This window comes from Variovorax nivicola (assembly GCF_051216475.1).
Lineage (GTDB): Bacteria > Pseudomonadota > Gammaproteobacteria > Burkholderiales > Burkholderiaceae_C > Variovorax.
In genome coordinates this window covers 39135-59572 of the sequence record NZ_JBPJZK010000015.1, presented here as the reverse complement: position 1 = coordinate 59572, position 20438 = coordinate 39135, and the positions used below count along the sequence as shown (strand labels likewise).

General features: G+C 64.8%; 18 protein-coding genes and 6 pseudogenes. 12 read left to right on the top strand and 12 right to left on the bottom strand.

The genetic code is table 11. The annotated features are described in order from the left end of the window. Window positions 1-20 precede the first annotated feature (20 nt). The 3 genes from ACSFBF_RS33500 to ACSFBF_RS33490 form a co-directional block, all read right to left on the bottom strand. Window positions 21-764, bottom strand: a complete 744-nt coding sequence (locus ACSFBF_RS33500; RefSeq protein WP_435462769.1) for a response regulator — start codon at window positions 762-764, stop codon at window positions 21-23. Between the two features lie 99 nt (window positions 765-863). Continuing rightward, on the bottom strand, window positions 864-1886 hold the full coding sequence (locus ACSFBF_RS33495) for a LysR family transcriptional regulator (RefSeq protein ID WP_435462770.1): 1023 nt from the start codon (window positions 1884-1886) through the stop codon (window positions 864-866). Between the two features lie 118 nt (window positions 1887-2004). Continuing rightward, window positions 2005-2991, bottom strand: a complete 987-nt coding sequence (locus ACSFBF_RS33490) for a Bug family tripartite tricarboxylate transporter substrate binding protein (RefSeq protein ID WP_435462771.1) — start codon at window positions 2989-2991, stop codon at window positions 2005-2007. 635 nt (window positions 2992-3626) lie between these two features. Here ACSFBF_RS33490 and ACSFBF_RS33485 point away from each other — a divergent pair. Then, window positions 3627-3951: pseudogene (locus ACSFBF_RS33485) on the top strand (transposase); the annotation flags it as partial. Continuing rightward, window positions 3951-4168, top strand: a pseudogene (locus ACSFBF_RS33480) (integrase core domain-containing protein); the annotation flags it as partial. The pseudogenes ACSFBF_RS33485 and ACSFBF_RS33480, both read left to right, overlap by 1 nt. 94 nt (window positions 4169-4262) lie before the next feature. Here the strand turns inward: ACSFBF_RS33480 and ACSFBF_RS33475 are convergent. The 8 genes from ACSFBF_RS33475 to ACSFBF_RS33440 all read right to left on the bottom strand — a co-directional run bounded on the left by ACSFBF_RS33475 (window position 4263) and on the right by ACSFBF_RS33440 (window position 12095). Beyond that, complete coding sequence (locus ACSFBF_RS33475; protein ID WP_435462772.1) at window positions 4263-4493, bottom strand: hypothetical protein; 231 nt, start codon at window positions 4491-4493, stop codon at window positions 4263-4265. A 55-nt stretch (window positions 4494-4548) separates the two neighbouring features. After that, window positions 4549-8331 carry a pilus assembly protein gene (locus ACSFBF_RS33470; protein ID WP_435462773.1) on the bottom strand — a complete coding sequence of 1261 codons (3783 nt, stop codon included), beginning with the start codon at window positions 8329-8331 and terminating at the stop codon, window positions 4549-4551. 14 nt (window positions 8332-8345) lie between these two features. Next, window positions 8346-8990, bottom strand: a complete 645-nt coding sequence (locus tag ACSFBF_RS33465) for a pilus assembly PilX family protein (RefSeq protein ID WP_435462774.1) — start codon at window positions 8988-8990, stop codon at window positions 8346-8348. Next, window positions 8987-10180: a PilW family protein gene (locus tag ACSFBF_RS33460; protein ID WP_435474559.1), complete on the bottom strand. Its 1194-nt coding sequence runs from the start codon at window positions 10178-10180 to the stop codon at window positions 8987-8989. The genes ACSFBF_RS33465 and ACSFBF_RS33460 overlap by 4 nt, the downstream gene beginning before the upstream one ends. Window positions 10181-10185: 5 nt before the next feature. Continuing rightward, entirely contained in the window at window positions 10186-10611 is a 426-nt protein-coding gene (locus ACSFBF_RS33455) for a type IV pilus modification PilV family protein (RefSeq protein ID WP_435462776.1), read from the bottom strand. A gap of 2 nt (window positions 10612-10613) precedes the next feature. Then, the gene (locus ACSFBF_RS33450; RefSeq protein ID WP_435462777.1) at window positions 10614-11210 is read right to left on the bottom strand and encodes a pilus assembly FimT family protein; all 597 of its coding nucleotides are present in this window, start codon (window positions 11208-11210) and stop codon (window positions 10614-10616) included. Next, entirely contained in the window at window positions 11210-11686 is a 477-nt protein-coding gene (locus ACSFBF_RS33445; RefSeq protein WP_435462778.1) for a type IV pilin protein, read from the bottom strand. Before ACSFBF_RS33445 ends, ACSFBF_RS33450 begins: the two co-directional genes overlap by 1 nt. Window positions 11687-11864: 178 nt before the next feature. Then, window positions 11865-12095 (bottom strand): hypothetical protein, encoded by a 231-nt coding sequence (locus ACSFBF_RS33440; RefSeq protein WP_435462779.1) that lies wholly within the window; start codon window positions 12093-12095, stop codon window positions 11865-11867. A 147-nt stretch (window positions 12096-12242) separates the two neighbouring features. Here ACSFBF_RS33440 and ACSFBF_RS33435 point away from each other — a divergent pair, with 147 nt between their 5' ends. The 6 genes and pseudogenes from ACSFBF_RS33435 to ACSFBF_RS33410 form a co-directional block, all read left to right on the top strand. Continuing rightward, a complete protein-coding gene (locus ACSFBF_RS33435) occupies window positions 12243-12752 on the top strand; it encodes a hypothetical protein (RefSeq protein WP_435462780.1) in 510 nt (169 codons plus the stop codon). Window positions 12753-13222: 470 nt separating this feature from the next. Next, window positions 13223-14288: pseudogene (locus tag ACSFBF_RS33430) on the top strand (IS3 family transposase); the annotation flags it as partial. A 48-nt stretch (window positions 14289-14336) separates the two neighbouring features. Beyond that, window positions 14337-14435: pseudogene (locus ACSFBF_RS33425) on the top strand (hypothetical protein); the annotation flags it as partial. 28 nt (window positions 14436-14463) lie between these two features. After that, window positions 14464-14811, top strand: coding sequence for an alpha-hydroxy-acid oxidizing protein (locus ACSFBF_RS33420; RefSeq protein ID WP_435462737.1), 348 nt, complete (start codon window positions 14464-14466; stop codon window positions 14809-14811). Continuing rightward, window positions 14808-15023, top strand: a pseudogene (locus ACSFBF_RS33415) (alpha-hydroxy-acid oxidizing protein); the annotation flags it as partial. The gene ACSFBF_RS33420 and the pseudogene ACSFBF_RS33415, both read left to right, overlap by 4 nt. 14 nt (window positions 15024-15037) lie before the next feature. After that, window positions 15038-15154, top strand: a pseudogene (locus ACSFBF_RS33410) (hypothetical protein); the annotation flags it as partial. A 105-nt stretch (window positions 15155-15259) separates the two neighbouring features. Here ACSFBF_RS33410 and ACSFBF_RS33405 read toward each other — a convergent pair. Beyond that, window positions 15260-15994, bottom strand: a complete 735-nt coding sequence (locus ACSFBF_RS33405; RefSeq protein ID WP_435462736.1) for an IclR family transcriptional regulator — start codon at window positions 15992-15994, stop codon at window positions 15260-15262. 176 nt (window positions 15995-16170) lie between these two features. On the opposite strand from ACSFBF_RS33405, the gene ACSFBF_RS33400 reads away from it, so the two are divergent. Genes ACSFBF_RS33400 through ACSFBF_RS33385 form a run of 4 tightly spaced genes read left to right on the top strand, consistent with a single transcriptional unit; the run spans window position 16171 to window position 20429 of the window. Continuing rightward, a complete protein-coding gene (locus ACSFBF_RS33400) occupies window positions 16171-17400 on the top strand; it encodes a CaiB/BaiF CoA transferase family protein (RefSeq protein ID WP_435462735.1) in 1230 nt (409 codons plus the stop codon). Further along, a complete protein-coding gene (locus ACSFBF_RS33395) occupies window positions 17397-18164 on the top strand; it encodes an enoyl-CoA hydratase/isomerase family protein (protein ID WP_435462734.1) in 768 nt (255 codons plus the stop codon). The genes ACSFBF_RS33400 and ACSFBF_RS33395 overlap by 4 nt, the downstream gene beginning before the upstream one ends. A gap of 52 nt (window positions 18165-18216) precedes the next feature. Continuing rightward, on the top strand, window positions 18217-19389 hold the full coding sequence (locus ACSFBF_RS33390) for an acyl-CoA dehydrogenase family protein (RefSeq protein WP_435462733.1): 1173 nt from the start codon (window positions 18217-18219) through the stop codon (window positions 19387-19389). Window positions 19390-19421: 32 nt separating this feature from the next. Beyond that, on the top strand, window positions 19422-20429 hold the full coding sequence (locus tag ACSFBF_RS33385) for a Bug family tripartite tricarboxylate transporter substrate binding protein (RefSeq protein ID WP_435462732.1): 1008 nt from the start codon (window positions 19422-19424) through the stop codon (window positions 20427-20429). Window positions 20430-20438 lie beyond the last annotated feature (9 nt).

Sequence of the window (20438 nt, the reverse complement as noted above, 5' to 3'; positions counted from 1 at the left end):
TGAGGGCTACCGCGAATCGTTCATCGGTAGCGGCGGATTGCATCGCCCCTGCCGCTGGGCTCAAACATATACCCCACGCCCCAAACCGTCTGGATGTACGAAAACGGCTCGTCTTCCAAGAGCTTTCGAATGCGCGAGACCTGCACATCCAAACCTCGTTCGAAAGCGCCGTGCTCGCGGCCACGCGCCACCTGCGCAAGTTTTTCCCGTGACAGCGGCTGTCCTGCATGGCGGACCAGCACTTTGAGTATCGCAAACTGAACCGTCGTGATGTTCAGAATCCGACTGTCTTTCTGGAGCGTGCGTATGCCCATGTTGAATTCGAATGCTCCGAATCGGACGACCTCGTTTCTGATCGAAGGCCCACCCGGCTCCTCCTTTGGAGGGCTCCTCCGCAGGATGGCCTGGATACGAGCGCGCAGTTCCCGCAGATTGAATGGTTTGCAGACATAGTCGTCCGCACCCATCGTCAAGCCGGCGATTCGATCGGCATCATGCGCCTTCGCGCTGACGATGATGATCGGTGTTCGTACACCCGCCGCACGCAATCGCCTGCAGATCGAGAGGCTGTCCTCGCTTGGCAACTGCAGACCAAGCACGATGAGGGCAATGGCGCGGCGACACAAGATTGACGAAAGTGATGCGCCATCCTCGGCTTCGAATACTTCAAAGCCTTCCTGCGAAAGATAACTACCGAGCAATTCCCTCATGTGCAGATCGTTGTCGACGATCGCGATCGCATCGCCACTATAGGCTGTGGTCATAGAAACAAACCTTCGCGCATGAGAGGCGTGGGCAAGGCCTCGTCAGTATTACTCGATGCGGCTGCCTGCGCGTCCTCGCTCTTCGAACTCGTCATGCTCTTACACAGAGACCAAGGGCAATCCGGCGCCGGTTCGCATCGACTCGTCTTGAGCCTGAGCAGGAAGATGGGGAATCGGAACTGGCTTACCTGCCCGGATCCCGGTGCGGGGGGCCCAATCCTGCAGGCAGAGTTTTGCCACCGCCATGTCGGCGAACGCCGACACCGCTTGCGGGAGCTGTCGTTGGCTCGTGTAGAGAACACTCAGACCGTGGCCGGTCCGTTTGTACTGCGGCAGAACAGGGACGAGCTTGCCCGATTCCACGTCGGCAACGGTCAAGACCGAGGGCAGTGCAGCGATTCCGAGTCCGGCACAGGCAGCCAGTCGCTGCGCATCCAGGGAATCGCTGATGAAACGCCCGCTCACTTTGACATCAACCTCTGTGTCATCGGGGCCCTGCAGGCGCCAGGTGGAGCAATTGCCGGAGTCCGGCGGCGAAATCACGCACTCGTGCTTCGTCAGTTCCTGCAGGGTCGTGGGGGCCCCGTGCGCCGCGAGATAGGCCGGGCTGGCAAGCAACTCTCCATAGCTGGTGAAGATCTTCCGTACAACGTAGCTTGAGTCCGACAAAGGACCACCGCGGAAAGCGATGTCGATGCGCTCGGCGATCAGGTCGGCCAGGAGGTCGCTGAGCACGAACTCGAGCCTCACCAGTGGATGCTCGTCGAGGAATGCATTGGCCCATTCCATCTGGAAGAGCTTGAAAAAATTAACTGGCGCTGCCACCCGCACCAAGCCCTTCAGTTCTCGGTTGTCCATCCTCTGCCGCCGACCGGCCCTCATCAGCTCCTGGACTGCCGGGCCACACTGCTCATGAAAATCCTGGCCCGCTTCCGTCAACGTCAAGTTTCGGGTGGAGCGGTGCATCAGCCGGACACCGAGGTGTATTTCGAGTTGTTGGATGCGCCGGCTGACGGTCGCTGATGGCACGCGAAGGCGTCGGGCTGCCTCGGCGAAACTGCCACAGCACACAACCTCCACGAACATCGCGACATCATTGAGATCGAGCGCAGGGTCTTTCATCGGGGAATAGAGCGCTGTCCATGCCGAGTAGCATGCGACAAAGCGTGAAGGGACTGAGGTTGTTCGTGATGCTCAAACATTCAAGTTCGACCCAAGGGAAGCGGTTGAACCGGGAGGCTCAATCCAGGCGCAGTCCCAGGCGCACCACCAGTGCGCGGTAGCGAGAGATTTCCGAATCCATCACTTCGGCCAGCGCGGCGGGCCCGAGCAGGACGGGCTCCATGGACTGCTGCAAGAGCTGGTGGCGCACCTCGGGCTCGGCCATCACCGACCCGAGCGCCTTGAGCAGCGCCTCCTTGACCGTCGGCGGCAGGCCCGCGGGTGCCGCCACCGCGTACCAGGCGTCCAGCAACGCTGGCTGCAATTGCAGTTCGCCATAGGCAGGCACCTGCGGCATGAGGGTCGACCGCTTTTCACTTACGACTGCCAGCGCGCGCAGCTTGCCTGACTGCAGATGCGGGTTCATCGCGGCCATGGTGTCGATGCCCAAGCTCACGTCGCCCCGGATCACGCCGATGACCGCTTCGGAGCTGCCCTTGTAGGGTACGGCTGCGAGCGGCACGCCGGCTGCGCCGGCCAGCAGTTCGCCGGCCAAGTGCGGCGCTGAGCCCGGGCCGAAGGTGGCGTAGCTCACGCCGCCGGAAGTCGCTCGGGCTCTGGCCAGCAGGTCCTTCAAGCTCTTGAACGGTCCCTGGCCGGCGGTCACCAGCACCAGCGGCGCCCGGGCCACCATGGCCACGGGAGACAGCTGCTTGAATGGGTCGTAGCCGACCTTGCTGCGCACCACCGGGTTGACCGTGTAGCTGCTGGAGCCGGAGAACAGCAGCGTGTGGCCATCGGGGGCGGACGCGATGACAGACACGATGCCAATGGCGCCGGACGCGCCCGCCCGGTTTTCGACGACCACGGGCTGGCCCAACTGCGCGCTCAGACGCACTGCGATGATGCGCGCCGCGAGGTCCGTGCCTCCGCCCGGCGGAAACGGCACGATCAGCTTGATGGGCTTGACAGGCCAGGCCTGCGCTTGGGTTAGCGAGGGCAGCACGTTCGCGGCCAGTAGCGCGCCGAGCGCGCGAAAGGTGGAACGGCGGGAGCAGGATGGCATGGGCATCTCCGAAGGTGTGTGAATTGCAAGTAAGCCTCCAGCGCGGGATTGGGCGCGCCGCTGGCGCTCTCCGTGCGCAGGGCCAGGCGCCGCCGCAGCACGTCGAAGCAGTGGCCTTCGTCGAATCAGGCGGTGGCGGTGGCAAGGCAGGCGGAACGGGGCATATCGTGGGTGGCGGCAGTGCGGTTCGGGCCAATGTAGGGTGCCGCGAGCATTACTACAATTAGAGATAAAGCAACGAGCTATTGCCTAATAGGCAACGGCATGGCAAATGATGCCACCCGCCTTCTTCAGCGGGTGACATCATCGGAACGAACTTCGTGGTGCTGGCGCCGGCTGGGCGACATGTGTTCAACGGCTCGAGCGGCAATCTCGGCTCGGGGCCGCAGGTAGTCGGCGCGCCTTACGATCCTTTAACCGATTTAATCCAGTGAGCTTTCTCGGGCACATCCGTTTCGTCTTCGCGGTGTGCCCGTCGGTGCCTAGAAACACGCAGGCCGAGTTCATCGACTGCGCGAAGAAGAATCCCCCGAAAGATCAACCACGGCACCGTCGGCGACGGTACCGGCGGCCACATCACGGGTGAGTACCTACCGTCAGGCGAATTCCACGTGCGGTCGCACGAATGATCGACTCTGCGTGCAGGATCATGCTCTGCCAGAGCAGGGTGTTGCTGCACGGGCTTGATGCTTCCGCTGTCGCGCAAGAGCGTGGAGCCCATGGCCGTGCGGGTGGATCCGACGCACGCCAGCGCGCGGCACCAATCACTACACCACTTCGTGGCCAAAGGCCGAATAGTCTGACGCCCAGATGCTGCGTCGCGTGTATCAGTGGGTGATGCCCAGGATGGACTTCAGCCAGGGCGGCTGGTGGATCAGCGACGACACCGGGTTTCCGAAGAAGGGCCGCCATTCGGTCGGTGTTACGCGCCAGTACTGCGGGATGCTGGGCAAGCAGGATACCGGCCGCAGACCAATGGCAAGGCCGAGCGCTTCATTCAGTCGGCGCTGCGAGAGTGGGCCTACGGCGGACGTACCAGAAGTCAGCCGAGCGAACCGATGCCCTCGCCAGTTGGCGACACCACTACAACTGGCACCGACCACACAGCGGCATTGGGCGTATCGGTCCGATGCACAGGCTCGAATCTGCAAACAACCTCTTGACGGTTCACATCTAGGCCCATCAGAGCGATTGGATTGCCTTCCCCGGGTTCGACAGATCGACTGCCACTGGCGGTGGTGGCTCTCGGGGCGGTGGCAATCAACAGGTCGTCATCGCGGCGCTCGGATGGCGGTCGCCTCGACTTCTTCTTGCTCCACCCAGTGCGTCCCTGCGCCATGGGCCCTGTTGCCGGCTTCCACGGCGGCCTGGAACGCGGCGCGCACCGAAGGCGTGTCCGGCTCCCACAGCCAGTGGTCTTCGACGGGGTGCCCGAACAGGCCCACGCACGGCTGGTGCCAGCGCAGGCGGATCCATGGGCGTGAAGCTGCAGGAGTGCACATGCCGGCGAGTCTGCGTGGCGATGTGGGCTATATCTTGAGGGACCTGCCTTGCGCCTTACTCCACCACCGGCACCTCGCGCCAGTTGAGCAACCGAAGGCTCAGGCTCGACGAGAGCGACACCTTCAGGTTCTCGACCGTGCCGGTGCTGGAGCCCACCGACAGCGTGGTGCCGCCATTGGTGCTGCTGGTGAATCGCAGGTCCGTCACCGCGTACGACTCGGAGATGTAGGCGGCGTTGTTTTCCAATGCCGACTGTCCGGTGCCGAAGTTGATGGCGTAGACCCGGCTGGTGCCGGAAGGGCTGCAGGCATCGGCCGTGGTAAGTGTCGAGGCGAAGGCCACCACGCCGCTGGTGGTGGTCGCGCTGGTGATCATGCGCCAGGCGATGCCGCTGCTGCTGTCGGTGCCGAGGTCGACGTACCAGCCCATCGACGTGCTGCCGAAGCTGGCGGCGCTGGTCAGGTCGGTCAGCGCGGTGAGGTTGCTGCGCGCAAGCGGAAAGCTCACGCCCGTGGGCAGCGACGAGGCGGTGTTGAAGGCCGAAGACGTGCCGTCGATCAGCGCGTAGAAGTCTTGCGCCGCGGTGGAGCTGACATCGCTGGAGGACAGCAGCTGGCCGGTGCCCAGCAGCACGTAGCGCTTCTTCGTGCTCGGCTGCACCTCGATCAGCGGCTGCGTGGTGACCGGCTGTGCATTGCCGCTGGCGTCGGTCAGGTTGGCCAGCAGCAAGGGTGCGCTGTATGTCGAGGTTCCGGTGACGTCGAAGCGCCAGACCTGCCCGTTGAGGTCGCCGGCGTAGATGGCGTCGGCCGTGCCGTCGGTGAAGTCGCGCACGTAGGCCGAGGCATGCGTGAGCCCCGGTGCAGTGCTGCCGGTCTTGATCTTCTCAAGCAGCGCGCCGGTCTTCGGGTTGACGAGGTAGATGTAGCCGTAGCCGTCAGTGTTGTTGTAGCCCGAGGTGAGCACGACCACCCAGCCGTACTTGGCGGTCTTGACCACCGTCGGCTCGCCGTAGCTGTAGCCCATGGTCGAGTCGGTGAACTCCCACAGCACCTTGCCCGCAACCACCGATTCGGAGGTCATGCCTGCAGGGTTGGTGACGTCGATCGCGTAGTAGCTCTTGCCGCCCTTGCCGAGTCCGCCGATCAGCACCGTGCGCCAGTCCGAGGTGGAGGAGGAAGTCGTGGTGAGTGAGCCACCCGCATAGTTGAAATCGATGTCGAAGGCCAGCGGCGTCGCATCGACGAAGTAGCGGTGGCTGTAGCTGGGGTTGCCCAGGGCAGTGAGGCCGTCGGATGCGGATGTGTTGGGCGTGCCGCTCGGCCCCTGGAAGAGCGCGCTCGGCACGTAGGCAAATATTTCGGTGCCCGCGTCGGTGCCCGACAGCGTGCCGTTGAACGCATGCAGCATGCCGTCGTTGGCGCCCACGTAGACCACCGTGGGCCGGCTGGCCCATGTGGTCTTGAAGGCTGCGTAGCCGGGGTTGATCGAGTCCGAATACGTGAGGCTGGGGGCGGCCACCGGCGTGACCTTGGAGCCGACGATGTCGCCCAGCAGCACCGAGCGCGCGCGGTAGGCCTGGCTGCTGCCGCTGGTGGTCGAGCCCGATTCCTGCGTCTGGTCGCCGCGCAGGTAGTTCAGGTAGTCCGACCCGTCGCTGCCGCGGTAGGAGGTGACCAGCGCGGCCTTCTGGCTGGTCGTGAGGCTTGCATAGCGGAAGGGCTGGCCGCTGCTGCCATCCCACGTGGCGATGCGGCGCGCTGTGCTCCAGCCGGTGCTGGCGAGTTGCGTGGCGAGCTTGGCGGTGGAGGTCCACATCACGGTCGAGGTGGTGGTGAGGTCGCTGCCGATGGTCACGCTGCTGGCGGTCAGCACGCCGCTCCACGTCTTGGAGGCGTACTGCGCGGCATAGGCGGCGCTGCCCGAATCGCTCACCTGCGCGGACGACAGCGCGAGCGATGTGGTGTAGGCGCTGACGGCCGTGGCGATGGCCGAGAAGGCCTTGGTGAGGCCCGAGACCATCTGGCTGGCGCTGCCCGCCAGGAAGTAGTTGTCGGGCCGGTACTCGGTGGCAGTCCCCATCGTGATGGTCTCGCTGCTGCTGTTCCACCAGCTCTGCGTGAGCGCCGTCGTGGTTTGGGTCGGGTCGTAGCTCGATGGCACGGTGAAGCCGCCGTACTTGGCTGCGAGCCAGTAGGGGTTCTTGTCGGCCGCCGTCTGGTATTCCATCACGTCCATCCAGTAGGTCGAGATGGTCTGCGTGCCAGTCAGGTCGGAGCGGATGTCGGTGGTGTGCGCGCCATAGGCCAGCCCGGCCATGTAGTAGGTGGCGTAGGAGCTGTTCCACCACGCATCGACCTTGGAGCTCAGGCCTTCGAGCGTGAGCAGGTTGTTGGTGTAGGTGCGCGCCAGGTTGAGCGTGTCGCTGCTGACGGCCGACGGCTTGGTGCGCGTGCTGGTCAGGGTGCCGCCGCCCACGTTGTAGTCATAGTGGGTGTTGGTGTCACCGATGCCAAGGATGAAGTTCTTCTGGCACGCGTACAGGATCGGATCCGTCCACGTGGTGACGGCCGGAAAGCCATCGAGCAGCGTGCTGCGCGTGGTGGACGACGAGGTGGTGGCCGGCGTGATGTAGCTGGTCCACGTCGACACGTTGCCGAGGTTCTCGAAGTAGCGCACTGCCGCGTAGTAGAGCTCGCTGACGTTGTCGTACGTCATGTACGACGAGGCGGTGGTGCCGAACTTATTCAGATAGTTCATCACGCCGCTGTTGCTGATCGTGACGCCGCTTGTGGAGGTGGTGGCGGTGGCGGTGGCCGAGTCGGGGTTCGTCACCATGATGCCGGTGGCCGAGCTCCATTCGGCCTTGCTGTTGGTGGTGACGGTGGTCGACAGTGGCGTGGGATAGGTCGGCCCGATGAAGCCCATCGGCGCGCGCAGCACCGCGCCCTGGTTGGTGGCGCCGCTGCCGTTCAGGTAGGAGAAGGCACCGTAGCGGATCTTGTTGGCGTAGCTCTGCATCAGCCCTTCGGGCTTGTACTGGCCGTTCGGGTACAGCACGCAGTTGGACTCCACGCCGCCCGCGGAGCTGCTCGAATCGCACACCAGAACGCGGATGTACACGCGGTAGGTGCTGGCCGCATTGTTCGATGACGAGGCGCTCACCCAGTCGGTGCCCGAAACGCTGGTGTTGCTGTAGCTGCTGCCGGTGCCCGAGAACACCATGGTATTGCCGCGCTTCCAGATACTGGTGTTGAACGAGGTCCAGCTCAGGGGCGTTACCGACGAGATCAGCGAAGACGCCACGTTGTGGCCGGTCGAGGTTGCCTGACTGGTGCCGCGCAACGGGAAGTTGGTCTGCGAGCCCTGGCTCGATCCCCAGGCTTTCTCGAGGATGGTCTGGGTCGTCGTGTCCACGCTGCGGTAGCCGCCGGTGAGCGCCCATCGGAACGGGTCGATGGTCTGCATCGTCGCCCAGTTCATGAAGTTGCCGCTCCACTTGCCGGAGCAGGTGTGGTAGTTGGTGCCGGTCGCCAGGCCCGCCGGCTGGAAATAGCTGCTCGCCGGCGTGGTGGCGTTCAGCGTGTACGTGTAGCACTTGAGCGGATCGAAGTACCCCAGGTAGGTCGAGCTGTCAGCGTAGTTGCCGAGGTTGGCTACGCTGATGGCGGTCGGGTACTCGACCGACAGCGTGAGCGCCAGGTTGCCCGGAACGTCCGCGCTCGCGAAGACCGGCTGGTCGGCCAGTGTCGCGGCGGGCGAGGATGGCGCGCCCAGCAGCAAGGCGGCGGTGGTCAGTGCAAGGGCAACAGCGCGAAGGCGATTTGTCGGATTCATCGGTTTCATCGGAGTTACTCGGGCCGGGTGAACGAAGTCTGGAGAAACACCTGCGTCGAGCGCGTGCCGGTGACGCGCACGCTCAGCCGGTAGACGGGCGAGATGCTCGACGCCGGCCGCTGGCTCGCCGGCAGCTGGCTGCTGCCGCCGGTGACGTCGCTGCTCGAAGGCGAATAGACGCAGGTGCTGGTCGTCGCCGTGCCGGCGGCGCGGCACAGGCGGTCGATGACGTAGCGGATCGTGATGTCCGAGGTCGCACCCGTCAGGTCCGACGCCGTCGGGCTGAAGGTGGTGCCGGTGAAGTCGGTGCCGCTGGGCGAACTGCTGCTCGACAGCAGCACCAGCGGAATGCCCTGGTCGTTGGCTGTCAGCTCGACCGCGCTGTAGTTGGCCGAGGAAATGCTGGCCGCCGAGAGCGTGGCCGTCTTCAGCACGCCGCTCTTGAAAGCGGTCAGCACGTTGGAGGCCGCCTGCTCGCCCTGGCTTGAGAGGTCGCGCCGGAACGCGAGGTTGCCGGCGCTCGCCAGCGAGGTCTGCGTGGAGCGCATCACGGCCACGCCGCCGATGAGCAGGATGACCAGCACGATCAGGCAGAACAGCAGCACCACGCCGCGCTGGCGCCGGGCGCGCGAAGCGCGAAAAAAGAAAGCAGGTGTCATGACGTGGGCAGGAGCAGCACGTTGCGAAGAGGGATCGTCGATTCGACGACGCGATGGCGGAAGTGCTGCTCGCTGGTGCTGAAGCTGATCGTCTGCTGCAGCGAGGTGGCGAGGTCGCTGAACAGCGTGAGCGAGGCGGGCGAGGGCAGCTCGCCGTTGTCGTTCGCCCGCTCGGGGTTCGCGCTGCGCAGCACCAGGGCGATGCGGATGGCCACCACTTGCCGCGCGGTAGCAGGCGTGGTCATCATGGTGGCGATGTCGTAGCCGGTGGCACCGGGGTCTACCCAGGTATCGAGCACGCCATCGGAGTTGGTGTCGAGCCCGTACAGCGCATGCATCTCGGCCACGCCGTCGGCAATGGCCTGCGACGCATCGGTGCCGTTGCTCATCAGGAGGTCGTAGCTGTAGAGCGTGTTGTTGCTGCCCACGCCGAACATCTGGAACTGCGTGTTGCCCGCGTTGACGTTGCCCAGCGGCGTGAAGTAGCCGCTGCCGCTGGCCGCCAGCGTGGCCAGGCTGGTCGACGAGCCCGACGCTGTGTAGTAGGTGCTGCCCAGCGGCAGTGCGTCGTTGCCGCTGATGTCGGCAAAGGCGGTGCTGGCGTGCACCTGCTCCAGCAGGCAGTCGGTGGTGCCGCTGGCGCTCACCAGACCGAGGTCGCCTTCAGCCAGGCCCACGGTGCTGTTCAGGCGCAGGATGTTGCTCGACGTGCCGCTTGAAAGAATGAGCCGGGGCACGTCGCCCGACGCAGCGGTGCCGCCCATTACCATCAGCACGTCGGAGCCTGCGTCGGACTGGCTCTTGCCGATCAGCACAGGCGCCACGCGCAGGTTGGCGCTGCCGCTGGCACCACCCAGAAAGGCGGTGGCGAAGGGCGCGGGAAAGGCCGTGCTGCGCGGCAGGTTGGGCGTGCTCGGCAGCGTCGCGTTCAGCAGGCAGCCGAAGGCGCCCGCGAGGCTCCACGACTGCGTGAAGCCCGAGCCGGCGGCGCGCACAGCGCGGTCCAGCACATAGGCGGCATAGGCGCCGGTCTGCCCCATGTCGTTGGTGGCGGTGGTGGTGCGCTTGCTCGATTCGCCGAAGATCAGCAGGCTGGTCACCGCCAGCGTCACCACCAGGCCGATGATGATCGCCACCATCAGCTCGATCAGCGTGACGCCGCGTTGCTGCACGCGTCTCATGCGTCTCATGTGCTTCATGGCAGCACCACCCGCGTGACGAGCTGGCTGGCGGCGTTGGTCGCGGTGGACTCGCGCGTCACGGCGCGCCAGGCGATCACTATGTCCGCGGCATTGGCTGTGCCCGAGCTGTTGGTTGCGCCCGAGACGGCCGTCACCGTCAGCGTGGCGTTGGGCAGGCCGCCGTTGCTCAGGTCGCTCACGCGCGTTTGCCATGAGGTGGTGTCGATCGAGATAGAGCTCTTCAGCCACATCGTGCTGGCGATCTCGTTGGCGAGGAGCGCGGCGCGGTTGCGGTCTTCGGCGTCGACGGAAATGGTGAGCGAGCGCGCCAGCATGCCCGCCATGCCGAGCAGGCCGAAGGAGAAGATCAGCAGCGACACGAGCACCTCGATCATCGCGAAGCCCGATGACGGCATGCGGCGTTGGGTTGGAGTTTTCATGTTCAGCTCGGGCAGCCGTCGGGCGCGCTGGACGACAACGTCTTGGCCGGGTCGCACATGTGCACCTGCCCGCCAAGGCTCACGACCACGCGCAGCGGGCGGTCGGCCGATGTCATCGTGATGTTGTAGGTGGGCGTCGAGGTCAGGCTGCAGGTCGCGCCCGTAACGCCCGTGCTGCTATTGGCCACCAGCCGCCCCAGCGGGTTGAAGCAGACCGCGGCGGGACCGCTGATGCTCACGTTGGCGCCGGCAACAGTCAGCACGCCGGCCTCGACGAAGGTAGCGACGCCGGACGTGTCGAGCGTCGACGAGGCCACGAAGTTGATCGACCAGTTGCTGCCGTTGGCCACGGCGGTCAGGCTGGTCTTCGGTGCGGTGTCGTTGGTCAGAGAGAACACAGCCGTGCGGCTGCGTCGAAGCGCCTCGGCCTGAGCCTGGCGCAAGCCGTTCTGCAGCGCGTCGCTCACTGTACGCACCCGGGTGTTGGCAATCCATGCGAAGAGCGAGGGCATTGCCAGCGCCATGAGAACGGCCATCACCACCAGCGTCACCGAGAGCTCTATCAGCGTGAAGCCGCCGGATGGCGCGGTGCGTTTCATCAGCATCCTCCTCGCTTCGACACCCAGTCGGTGCTGCAGGTCGTCCATCCCGTGGGCACGCCCACCGTCGCGCGGTTGTTGGCTTGGTCGACGGTGAACACGAAGCCCGCCGTGGCATCGCTGCCCGTGGCCACCAGCGTGTAGGTGGTGGCGGTCACCGCACCGTATGTGCCGTCGCACGACAGCGTGAAGGTGCCGACCATGCGCAGCGTGGAGGACACCAGGCAGGGCGAGGTGTAGCTGCCCGTGGACAGGTAGGTGCGGTTGTCCTGGAAGTAGCGCTCCATGTTCGCGCGCATCGTCGACAGGCCGCTGGTGGCGTCGACGATGCGCCCGCGCAGCACGTAGTCGCGGTACGAGGGGTAGGCGATGCTCGCGAGGATGCCGATGATCGCCACGGTCACCATCAGTTCGATCAGTGTGAAGCCGAGCGCTCGCGCGCGGAGTTCGTGAGGCTTCTTCTGCAGCCGCGTCATGGTGTTCTTCTCCTCGTGTGCCGGAAACAAACGGAAACTTCCTGGGAACCGAGTCGAACATTCAACTTTGGAGAAATCTGGCTGATGCGTTGGGGTTTGTGTGTGCCTGGACACACCGAATCCGAGGTTTCTCCGACTTTGTTGCCCAGCATCACTGCTGCATCGGATCGACCGATGTTCAGGAGAAGTGATCGATGAAAAAGAAGATGTTGCTGTCCCTTGGGATGGCGTGTCTGGTGGGATGTTCGGCCGCGGCTTTCGCTGCTTCGACGACCACGGATAGCAGCAGTGCAAGCAGCAGCGGCACGAGCGGCAACTCGGCCGTTGATGCTGCGTTGAAGACCTGCGCGGCCAGCGTGACCAAGGATTCGAACGGCGGCCCAGACGAGACCGCGATGACTGCTTGCATGACCAAGGCGGGCTTTACCAAGCCTTCGCAAGACGGCGGCAGGCCGCCACCACCCCCCGGCAGTGCACCCCGGAAATGACGGTACGGCAGCGGCTGCCTCGCAGCAGCCGACGCCGGAAGGCGACTGAGAGCAATACATTGCCGCATGTGCACGACGGCCTCGCACCCGAGGGCGGCCCGGAGCTGAGGTCGGACGCCATCAGCCTCGAGGCCGTCATCGCGATGACCGGTATCAGCAAGCGCACGCTGTGGCGGCGCGTTTCCGACGGCACCATCGCCAAGCACAAGGAAGACGCACGGGGCCGGGCGATGCTCGCCTTCGCGCAGATCGCCGGCCTGATCGAGCTCGTGCTGTCCGACGAAGACCTGCACATGATCGTGAAGGCCGACAGTGGCGACGCGAACGCGCAGGCCGATGTCGGCGGGATGTTCTTCGTTGCGGGCTGCTTCGATGCGGCCGTCTACTGGTTCGACTTGGCGGCTGCGCAAGGCAATGCCGATGCCATGCAGTGGCTAGGCAACTGCCACGCATCCGGGCTGGGTGTGCCGAAGGACGACAGCCTTGCGATCATGTGGATCGCCAAGGTGGCTTCGTTGGGGCATCCGGTGGCGTGCCAGCAGATCCAGGGCATGAGGGCGGGATGCGGCGAGCCGTAGGCATGCGATTGCCTGCGTGGATTGCCTGTTCTGCGCTCGTGCTCACGGCACTCGCAGGTTGCGGAGGCTCACGTACGCCTGGCGACGAGCGTCCGTGGCCTGAGTGGCGTCCGGTACGGCGTTGGGGCACATCTCAGGCCCACTCTGCGTCTCTGCGTCATCCACCGTGGGTCGATCGTCACCGCCTGGTCCTTCGCGCGGCATTTGGCCCCGTGCTTCCTGTGTGGCAATCGCGCGAAGCAGTTGCCTTGTAACTCGTTGACTGCATTGCATACGTCACCTCGCCGAGAGCGTTATCACGTAACTCGGAAAGTTCATAACTAGAGTCGGACTTCTTCGTTGTATTGAAATCCTCTTCTGCAATCGCAAGGAAGCGGCATGCGGTCATGGCGATCTCCTTCGAAAAAGGGGTTAGGATACTCAGACCAGAGCACATCGTGCGCGCCAACACGCAGGGAGTCCATTCCATTAACTGGAAGAGCCATCTACTTGGCCGCGAGGTTGCAGCACCATGAAGTGCCAACACGATTTACCGCCAGGCCCTGAACGCGAGGAACTGGAGCGACAACTCGAATCGCTGCAGCGTGACATCCGGCAACTGCAACTCGAGCGCGACCTCTTGAAGAAGGCCAATAAAATATTAAAAACGGCCTAGGCGTCGATCTGCAACTCCTGACCAACTGGGAGAAGACATTGCTGGTTGACGCCCTCAAAGAGTTCTATGGTCTGCCAGAGCTCCTTGCCCAGTTGGAACTGGCGCGAAGCTCGTACTTCTACCATCGAGCCCGTGTGAAGGTGGTGGGCAAGTACCTCGCTGTGCGTCGCAACATCACCGACATCTTCGAGATGAACCACCGCTGTTACGGCTACTGCAGGCTTCGCTGACAAGGCAGTGCGTCACCGAAGGTTGTGCAGCGGTTGATGAAACAGGAGAGTCTGGTCGTCTCCCAGCCAAAGCGGCGTCGGTACGGCTCATATCTGGGGGAGATCAGTCCAGCGCCCGAGAACCTCATCAATCGCGACTTCCACGCCGCAGCGCCGAACGAGAAGTGGCTCACCGACATCACCGAGTTCCAGATCCCGGCCGGCAAGGTATACCTATCGTCCATCATCGACTGCTTCGATGGCTTGGTCATCAACTGGTCAGTCGGGACGCATCCAGATGCTGAGCTCGTCAACAGGATGCTGGATGCGGCCATCGAGACGGTGGTCGATACCAACGACAGGCCTGTCGTCCACTCCGATGATGGTGCCCACTATCGCTGGCTAAGCTGGCTCTCGCGGATCGCAGATGCGAAGCTCATTCGCTCAATGTCTCGGGAGGGTTGCTCGCCTGACAACGCGGCGTGTGAAGGCTTCTTCGGACGGCTGAAGACGGAGTTGTTCTACCCTCGCGACTGGAAGACCACAACCATTGAGCAGTTCATTCAGGTAGTTGATTCCTACATCCGCTGGTACAACGAGAAGCGGATCAAGATCTCTCTCGGCTCTCTGAGCCCTATCGAGTACCGAGAGCGGCTCGGACTTACGGCATAAAACCAGTCCAAGTTTTTATCCGCACCCCCCGTAGGATACCTGCCCCGCGTGATCTTCGATTACCTGGAAGGCGGTGCGGACGACGAGGAATGCCTGCTGGAAAACGCGGCGCGCATTCGTCGGCACAAGCTGCGTCCGAGATACCTGGTCGACATATCGTGCGCGCTCGTAGCAGGTGACGGTCTTCGGCCGCCCCTACGCCGCGCCCTTCGGCATCGGCCCGATGGGCATGCTCAGCATGCTGCGGCACGACGCCGATCTGTTGCTCGCGGAGGTGGCCGGCGATGCCGGTGTTTCCTTCGTGCTCTCGGGCGCGAGCAATGCTCCCATCGAAGACGTCGCCATTCGTGCGCCTGGCAGCTGGCTGCAGTTCTATCCGTGCAGGGATTCGGAGATCGAGCGCGACCTGCTCAAGCGCGCGGTCTGCGCGGGCATCGAGACGCTCGTCGTCACGGTGGATGCCCGTCACGTACCAGTGGTCGCTGATCGAACGGCTGCGCGCAGTGGAAGGGCAACCTGGTGATCAAGGGCGTGCTGACGGCAGAGGACGCGCAGAGCCTCGCTGCCCTCGGCGCGGACGGCTTGATCGTGTCGAACCACGGCGGGCGCCAGCTCGATCGCAGCGTGGCCGCGATCGATGCGTTGCCCGAAGTCGTGGCCGCGGTCGGTGAAGAGCTGGTCGTCATGTTCGACAGCGGGATCCGGCGTGGCTGCGACATTGCCGTGGCGCTCAGCCTGGGCGCGCGGATGTGCTTCGTCGGCCGGGCTGCGGGCTGCGGGCTGCGGGCTACGGACTCGCGGCCTTCGGTGCGCCGGGCGCGCAGCGTGCGCTCGGCATCCTACGCGGGGAGCTGGACCTCACCCTGGGGCAGATCGGATGCCCGGTCGCCGCCGAACTTGGTCCCCGGTTCCTCTGGCATCCGGCAGGGCAGCTTGCCGCCGGTGTGCCTGGGCGACAGGCGAGACTGAGGTCACTGCTTCGAGAGTTGCCGGCCGATCGCTGTCTGGACGATGTTCACGAACTCGGGGATCCGATGTTCGATCCTGATCATCGGCCCGGCCACCAGCACCGCGAACTGCCGGTTGGGCAGGCTCAAAGGCAGCGCGACGCCGCCGAGGTCGAGCGTGTATTCCCCGCGGCCTTCGAACCATCCGAGCTCGCGCGAGGCCTCTACCGCCTGCTCGACCGCCGCTGGCGTCATCAGCGTGGTGGGCGTGTAGCGCTTGAACGCCGCCTTGCGCAGGATGGCGGCACGGTCTTCGGCCGTCATCTGCGAGAGCAATGCGCGGCCGGTGGCCGTGACATGAAGCGGCACCAGCTTGCCCGGTTGCGCGGTGTAGCGGATGGCGTGGGGCGACTCCACCGCATCCAGGAACAGCGCGTGCAAGCCGCTCGCGGCGGCCAGCACTGCGGTTTCTCCCGTCTCGCCCACTAGCGTTTCCAGCAGGCCGTGGAGTTCGGACGGGATGGGTTGCGCGGATTCGATCTCGCGCACGAGCGCCGCCCACATCGGTGCCGGGTAGTAGCCGCCGCGTGCGCGGGGCTCATAGAGAAAGCCGCGCGCGGCCAGCGTGCCCAGCAGGTTGAAGGTGCTGGAGCGGGGCCAGTCGAAATGCTTTGCGATGTCGGCCAGGGTGGCCGGGCGACGGTGGGTCGCAAAGAACTCGATCAGGTCCAGGACGTTGGCGGCTTGCTTGACGATCACTTCGGGAGGGTGCTTTCGAGGCGGGAACGAACGGGGTGGAGACCGGGAACGCGCCACTTTACCCGAGGGCCGCAGCGCATCTGACTTGTGCATTCATTCATGAATGCGTATGATTTGTTCACAAGCATGAATGATAGCGATGGCCGTCACGACAGTGGCGGCCACGCCAGGAGACCATGGGACCACTTGCCGGAATCAAGGTGTTGGACATGACGTCCGTGCTGATGGGGCCCTTCGCCTCGCAGGCGCTGGGCGACATGGGGGCCGACGTCATCAAGGTCGAAGCACCCGCGGGCGACCTAGTGCGCCAGATCGGTCCGCTGCGCCACGAGGGCATGGGGCCGGTCTTTCTCAACGCCAACAGGAACAAGCGCAGCATCGTGCTGGACCTCAAGCAGGCCGGCGGCCTGGCCGCACTGCAGCGCCTGATCGCCGAGGCCGACGTGCTCATGTACAACGTCCGGCCCCAGGCCATGGCCCGACTGGGGCTGAGCTACGAAGAGGTTGCATCGATCAATCCGCGGATCGTCTATGCGGGGCTCTTCGGCTTCGGCCAGGACGGCCCCTACGCGGCCCGGCCGGCCTACGACGACCTGATCCAGGGCGGCGCGACACTGCCCTCCCTGATCGCCCGCGCCTCCGGCGGAATTCCGCGCTACGTGCCGACGGCGCTGGCGGACCGCATCGTTGGCCAGACCGCGGTGGGCGGCATCCTCGCGAGCCTGCTGGCGCGCGGGCGCACCGGCAAGGGCGACCGCGTCGATGTGCCGATGTTCGAGACCATGGTCGCCTTCGTGCTGGGGGACCACCTGGGCGGACTCACCTACGCCCCCCCGCTCGATGCCGGTGGCTACGCACGCCAGCTCTCGCCCGAGCGTCGCCCGTACCGCACGAGCGACGGCTACATCTGCGCGCTGGTCTACAACGACAAGCAGTGGGGCAGCTTCCTGCGCGCGGTCGGGCGCGATGTGCTGCTGGAGGACGAGCGCTTCGCCTCCTATGCCGGCCGCTCCCGCCACATCGACTTCGTGTACGGCGTGCTCGGCACCATCTTCGAGGAGAAGTCGACCGCGGAGTGGGGGGGAATTCTCGATCGCGCCGACGTCCCGTTCATGCCGATGCACGACCTGGAGAGCATCCTGCAAGACCCCCACCTGAAGGCGACCGGTTTCTTCTCGATGGTCGAGCACCCGAGCGAGGGGCCGATCCGCACGATGCGCATGCCGATGACCTGGCAGTACAGTACGCCCGATACGGCAAGGACTGCGCCGCGCCAGGGCGAACACACCCGCGAGATCCTGCAGCAGGCCGGCTACGACAGCCACGAGATCGACGCGATGCTGGCCGAGGGCACTGCGGCCGAGGCGCTGCCGCTCCCGGGCATCTCCCCGGGAGGCGAACGATGAATGACGAAGTTACCTACGAAGTCGTCGAAGGCTGCATCGCCGTCGTCACCCTCAACCGGCCTGCGCAGCGCAACGCCATCAATCGCGGCGTCATCGACGGATTGCGAAAGGCATGGCACACGCTGGAGCAGGATGACGCGGTGCGCGTCGGCATCCTCACCGGCAGCGGCGACCAGGCCTTCTGCGCGGGCATGGACCTGAAGGAGGCGACCGCGACGGGGCTGCGCGTGCCGCCGCGCGACATGCTGCCGGTGCTCGGCGATGTTGAGCACGTGAGCAAGCCGATGATCGCTGCAGTCAACGGCGTGGCCTATGCGGGTGGTTGGCTGTTCGCGCAGATGTGCGACCTGTGCATTGCCGCGGACCACGCGAAGTTCGGTATCACCGAGGCCAAGGTGGGCCGGGGCATGCCCTGGGCGGCGCCGCTCGCGCACATGCTGCCGCAGCGCGTGATGATGGAACTGCTGCTCACCGGGCAACCGATGCCGGCGCAGCGCGCTTTGGCCCTGGGCTTCGTCAACGACGTCGTTCCGCTGGCGCAGCTGCGCGAGCGCGCGCTCGAGATGGCGCGCACCATCGCAGCCAACGCGCCGCTGACCGTCAAGGCCGCGCGCGAGCTGGTCTACCTGTCGTCGGAGATGGGCCGATCGGCGGCGCTGCGTGCGGCGCAGCACCTTTTCGAGAGTGTTTACCTGAGCGACGACGCGCAGGAAGGTCCGAGGGCGTTCGCAGAGAAGCGCGCACCTCGCTGGACCGGCAAATGAATCACGCGAACCACGCTTGAAGCGACCCGACCCGACCCGACCCGACCCGACCATGAACTTCGAACAGACCCCCGAACAGCAATCGATCCGCGAAGCCGTGAAGGACCTCTGCACGCGCTTTCCCGAAAGCTACTGGCGCGAGCGCGACACCGACGGCGTGTTTCCGCATGCGTTCTACGACGCCATGGCCCAGGCGGGCTGGCTGGGCCTGGCCATCCCGGAGAAATACGGCGGCGCCGGGCTGGGCGTGCAGGAGGCCTGCGCCATGATGCAGACCGTGGCCGAATCCGGTGCCTGCCTGAGCGGCTGTTCCAGCATTCACATCAACATCTTCGGACTCATGCCCATCGCCGTGTTCGGCACGCCCGAACAGAAGCGCCGGATGCTGCCGCCGATCGCGAAAGGCCAGGTGAAAGCCTGCTTCGGCGTGACCGAACCCAACGCAGGGTTGAACACGACACGGCTGAAGACCCGTGCCGTGCGCCAGGGCGACAAGTACATCGTCGACGGGCAGAAGGTGTGGATCTCCACCGCGCAGGTTGCCGACAAGATCCTGCTGCTGGCGCGCACCACGCCCATCGAAGACCTGCCGCCCGGCAAGCACGCGTCGGGCCTGTCCCTGTTCTACACCGACCTAGACCGCAGCAGGATCGATGTGCGCCTGATCGAGAAGATGGGTCGCAAGTGTGTGGACTCCAACGAGCTCTTCATCGACGGCCTGGAGATCCCGATGGAAGACCGCATCGGCGAGGAAGGGCAGGGCTTCAAGTACATCCTGCATGGCATGAATCCCGAGCGCGTGTTGCTGGCGGCCGAAGCGGTCGGTGTCGGCCGCATCGCGCTCAGGAAAGCCGCCGACTATGCGCGCGAGCGCGTCGTCTTCGACCGGCCCATCGGACGGAACCAGTCCATCCAGCATCCGCTGGCGGAGAACTGGGTGGAGCTGGAAGCGGCGCAGTTGCTCACGATGAAGGCGGCATGGCTGTACGACAACGGCAAGGAGTGCGGTGCCGAGGCGAATGCCGCCAAGTACTTTGCCGCCGAGGCGGGCTTTCGCGCCTGTGAACGTGCTGTGCTCACGCACGGCGGCATGGGGTACTCCAAGGAGTTCCATGTAGAGCGGTACATGCGCGAAATCATGATCCCGCGCATCGCGCCGGTGAGCCGCGAAATGATCCTGAGCTACATCGCCGAGCGCGTGCTGGGCCTGCCCAAGTCGTATTGACGGTCCGGAAGAATTACCACAAGGAGACAACGATGCTGACATCGCCCGGAAAATTTCTCGATCGCCGCGTTTCGCGGTTCATGCTGGCCGCCGGAACGATGGCCTTGCTCGCCGGCCTGGCGACGCCCACGCTCGCGCAGCAGTGGCCCACGAAGCCGGTGCGCATCGTCGTTCCGGCCGCACCGGGCGGCAGCGCCGACCCGCTCGCCCGGCTCGTCGCGGACGAACTCGGCAAGGCGGTCAACCAGTCGGTCGTCGTCGAAAACCGGCCCGGCGCCAACGGCAACCTCGGTGGGTCGCTCGTCGCCAAGGCGCACCCCGATGGCTACACGCTGTTGATGGGTTGGACCGGCACCGTGGTCTCGGCCGTGACGCTCTACGACGCCAAGCCTTTCCATCCTCTGAAGGACTTCGATCCGGTCGTGATGGTGGGATCGATTCCGAACGTCATCGTCATCAACCCCTCCATTCCGGCCACGAGCCTGAAAGAGCTGACGCAGTACGCGCAGAAAAACCCGGCCAAGCTGAATTTCGGCTCGACCGGGAGCGGCAGTTCCTACCACCTGTCCGGCGAGCTGTACAAGAAGACCTTCAGCGTCTTCATGGTGCATGTTCCCTATACCTCTCCCGGCGCGGTCTTCACCGACCTGCTGGGGGACCGATTGCAGCTCGCGTTCCCGGGTGTCGCGGCTGCGGCGCCCTTCGTGAAGGACAACCGCCTGCGTGCCCTGGCCGTGATGTCGGACAAGCGCTCGGTGGCCATGCCCGACGTGCCCACGACGAAGGAACTCGGCTATCCCGGTCTGGTGTCGGAGACCTGGTTCGGGCTCCTGACGCCCAAGGGCACGCCGCCCGAAGTCACGCAACGCATCAACAGCACGCTCAACGCCGCGCTGAATTCGCCGGCCTTCAGGGAGAAGATCGAACAGATGGGCTACACCCCCCTGGGCGGAACGCCGGAGCGCTTCACGACGGCCATCAAGGACGACATCCTGAAGTGGGGTGAGGTCGTGAAATTTTCCGGAGCGAAGGTCGATTGAGCGCCGCTC

Bases quoted from the DNA above. Each gene is read 5' to 3' on its own strand.
- ACSFBF_RS33440 (WP_435462779.1), bottom strand. From the start codon at position 12,095: ATGCAAGCAGTCATCGCGGTCTCGTCTGGGCCGCCGTTCGAATCCTTG.
- ACSFBF_RS33385 (WP_435462732.1), top strand. From the start codon at position 19,422: ATGCTGACATCGCCCGGAAAATTTCTCGATCGCCGCGTTTCGCGGTTC.
- ACSFBF_RS33390 (WP_435462733.1), top strand. From the start codon at position 18,217: ATGAACTTCGAACAGACCCCCGAACAGCAATCGATCCGCGAAGCCGTG.
- ACSFBF_RS33395 (WP_435462734.1), top strand. From the start codon at position 17,397: ATGAATGACGAAGTTACCTACGAAGTCGTCGAAGGCTGCATCGCCGTC.
- ACSFBF_RS33400 (WP_435462735.1), top strand. From the start codon at position 16,171: ATGGGACCACTTGCCGGAATCAAGGTGTTGGACATGACGTCCGTGCTG.
- ACSFBF_RS33475 (WP_435462772.1), bottom strand. From the start codon at position 4,493: ATGTGCACTCCTGCAGCTTCACGCCCATGGATCCGCCTGCGCTGGCAC.
- ACSFBF_RS33470 (WP_435462773.1), bottom strand. From the start codon at position 8,331: ATGAATCCGACAAATCGCCTTCGCGCTGTTGCCCTTGCACTGACCACC.
- ACSFBF_RS33490 (WP_435462771.1), bottom strand. From the start codon at position 2,991: ATGCCATCCTGCTCCCGCCGTTCCACCTTTCGCGCGCTCGGCGCGCTA.
- ACSFBF_RS33450 (WP_435462777.1), bottom strand. From the start codon at position 11,210: ATGAAACGCACCGCGCCATCCGGCGGCTTCACGCTGATAGAGCTCTCG.
- ACSFBF_RS33460 (WP_435474559.1), bottom strand. From the start codon at position 10,180: ATGAGACGCATGAGACGCGTGCAGCAACGCGGCGTCACGCTGATCGAG.
- ACSFBF_RS33465 (WP_435462774.1), bottom strand. From the start codon at position 8,990: ATGACACCTGCTTTCTTTTTTCGCGCTTCGCGCGCCCGGCGCCAGCGC.
- ACSFBF_RS33455 (WP_435462776.1), bottom strand. From the start codon at position 10,611: ATGAAAACTCCAACCCAACGCCGCATGCCGTCATCGGGCTTCGCGATG.
- ACSFBF_RS33445 (WP_435462778.1), bottom strand. From the start codon at position 11,686: ATGACGCGGCTGCAGAAGAAGCCTCACGAACTCCGCGCGCGAGCGCTC.
- ACSFBF_RS33500 (WP_435462769.1), bottom strand. From the start codon at position 764: ATGACCACAGCCTATAGTGGCGATGCGATCGCGATCGTCGACAACGAT.
- ACSFBF_RS33495 (WP_435462770.1), bottom strand. From the start codon at position 1,886: ATGAAAGACCCTGCGCTCGATCTCAATGATGTCGCGATGTTCGTGGAG.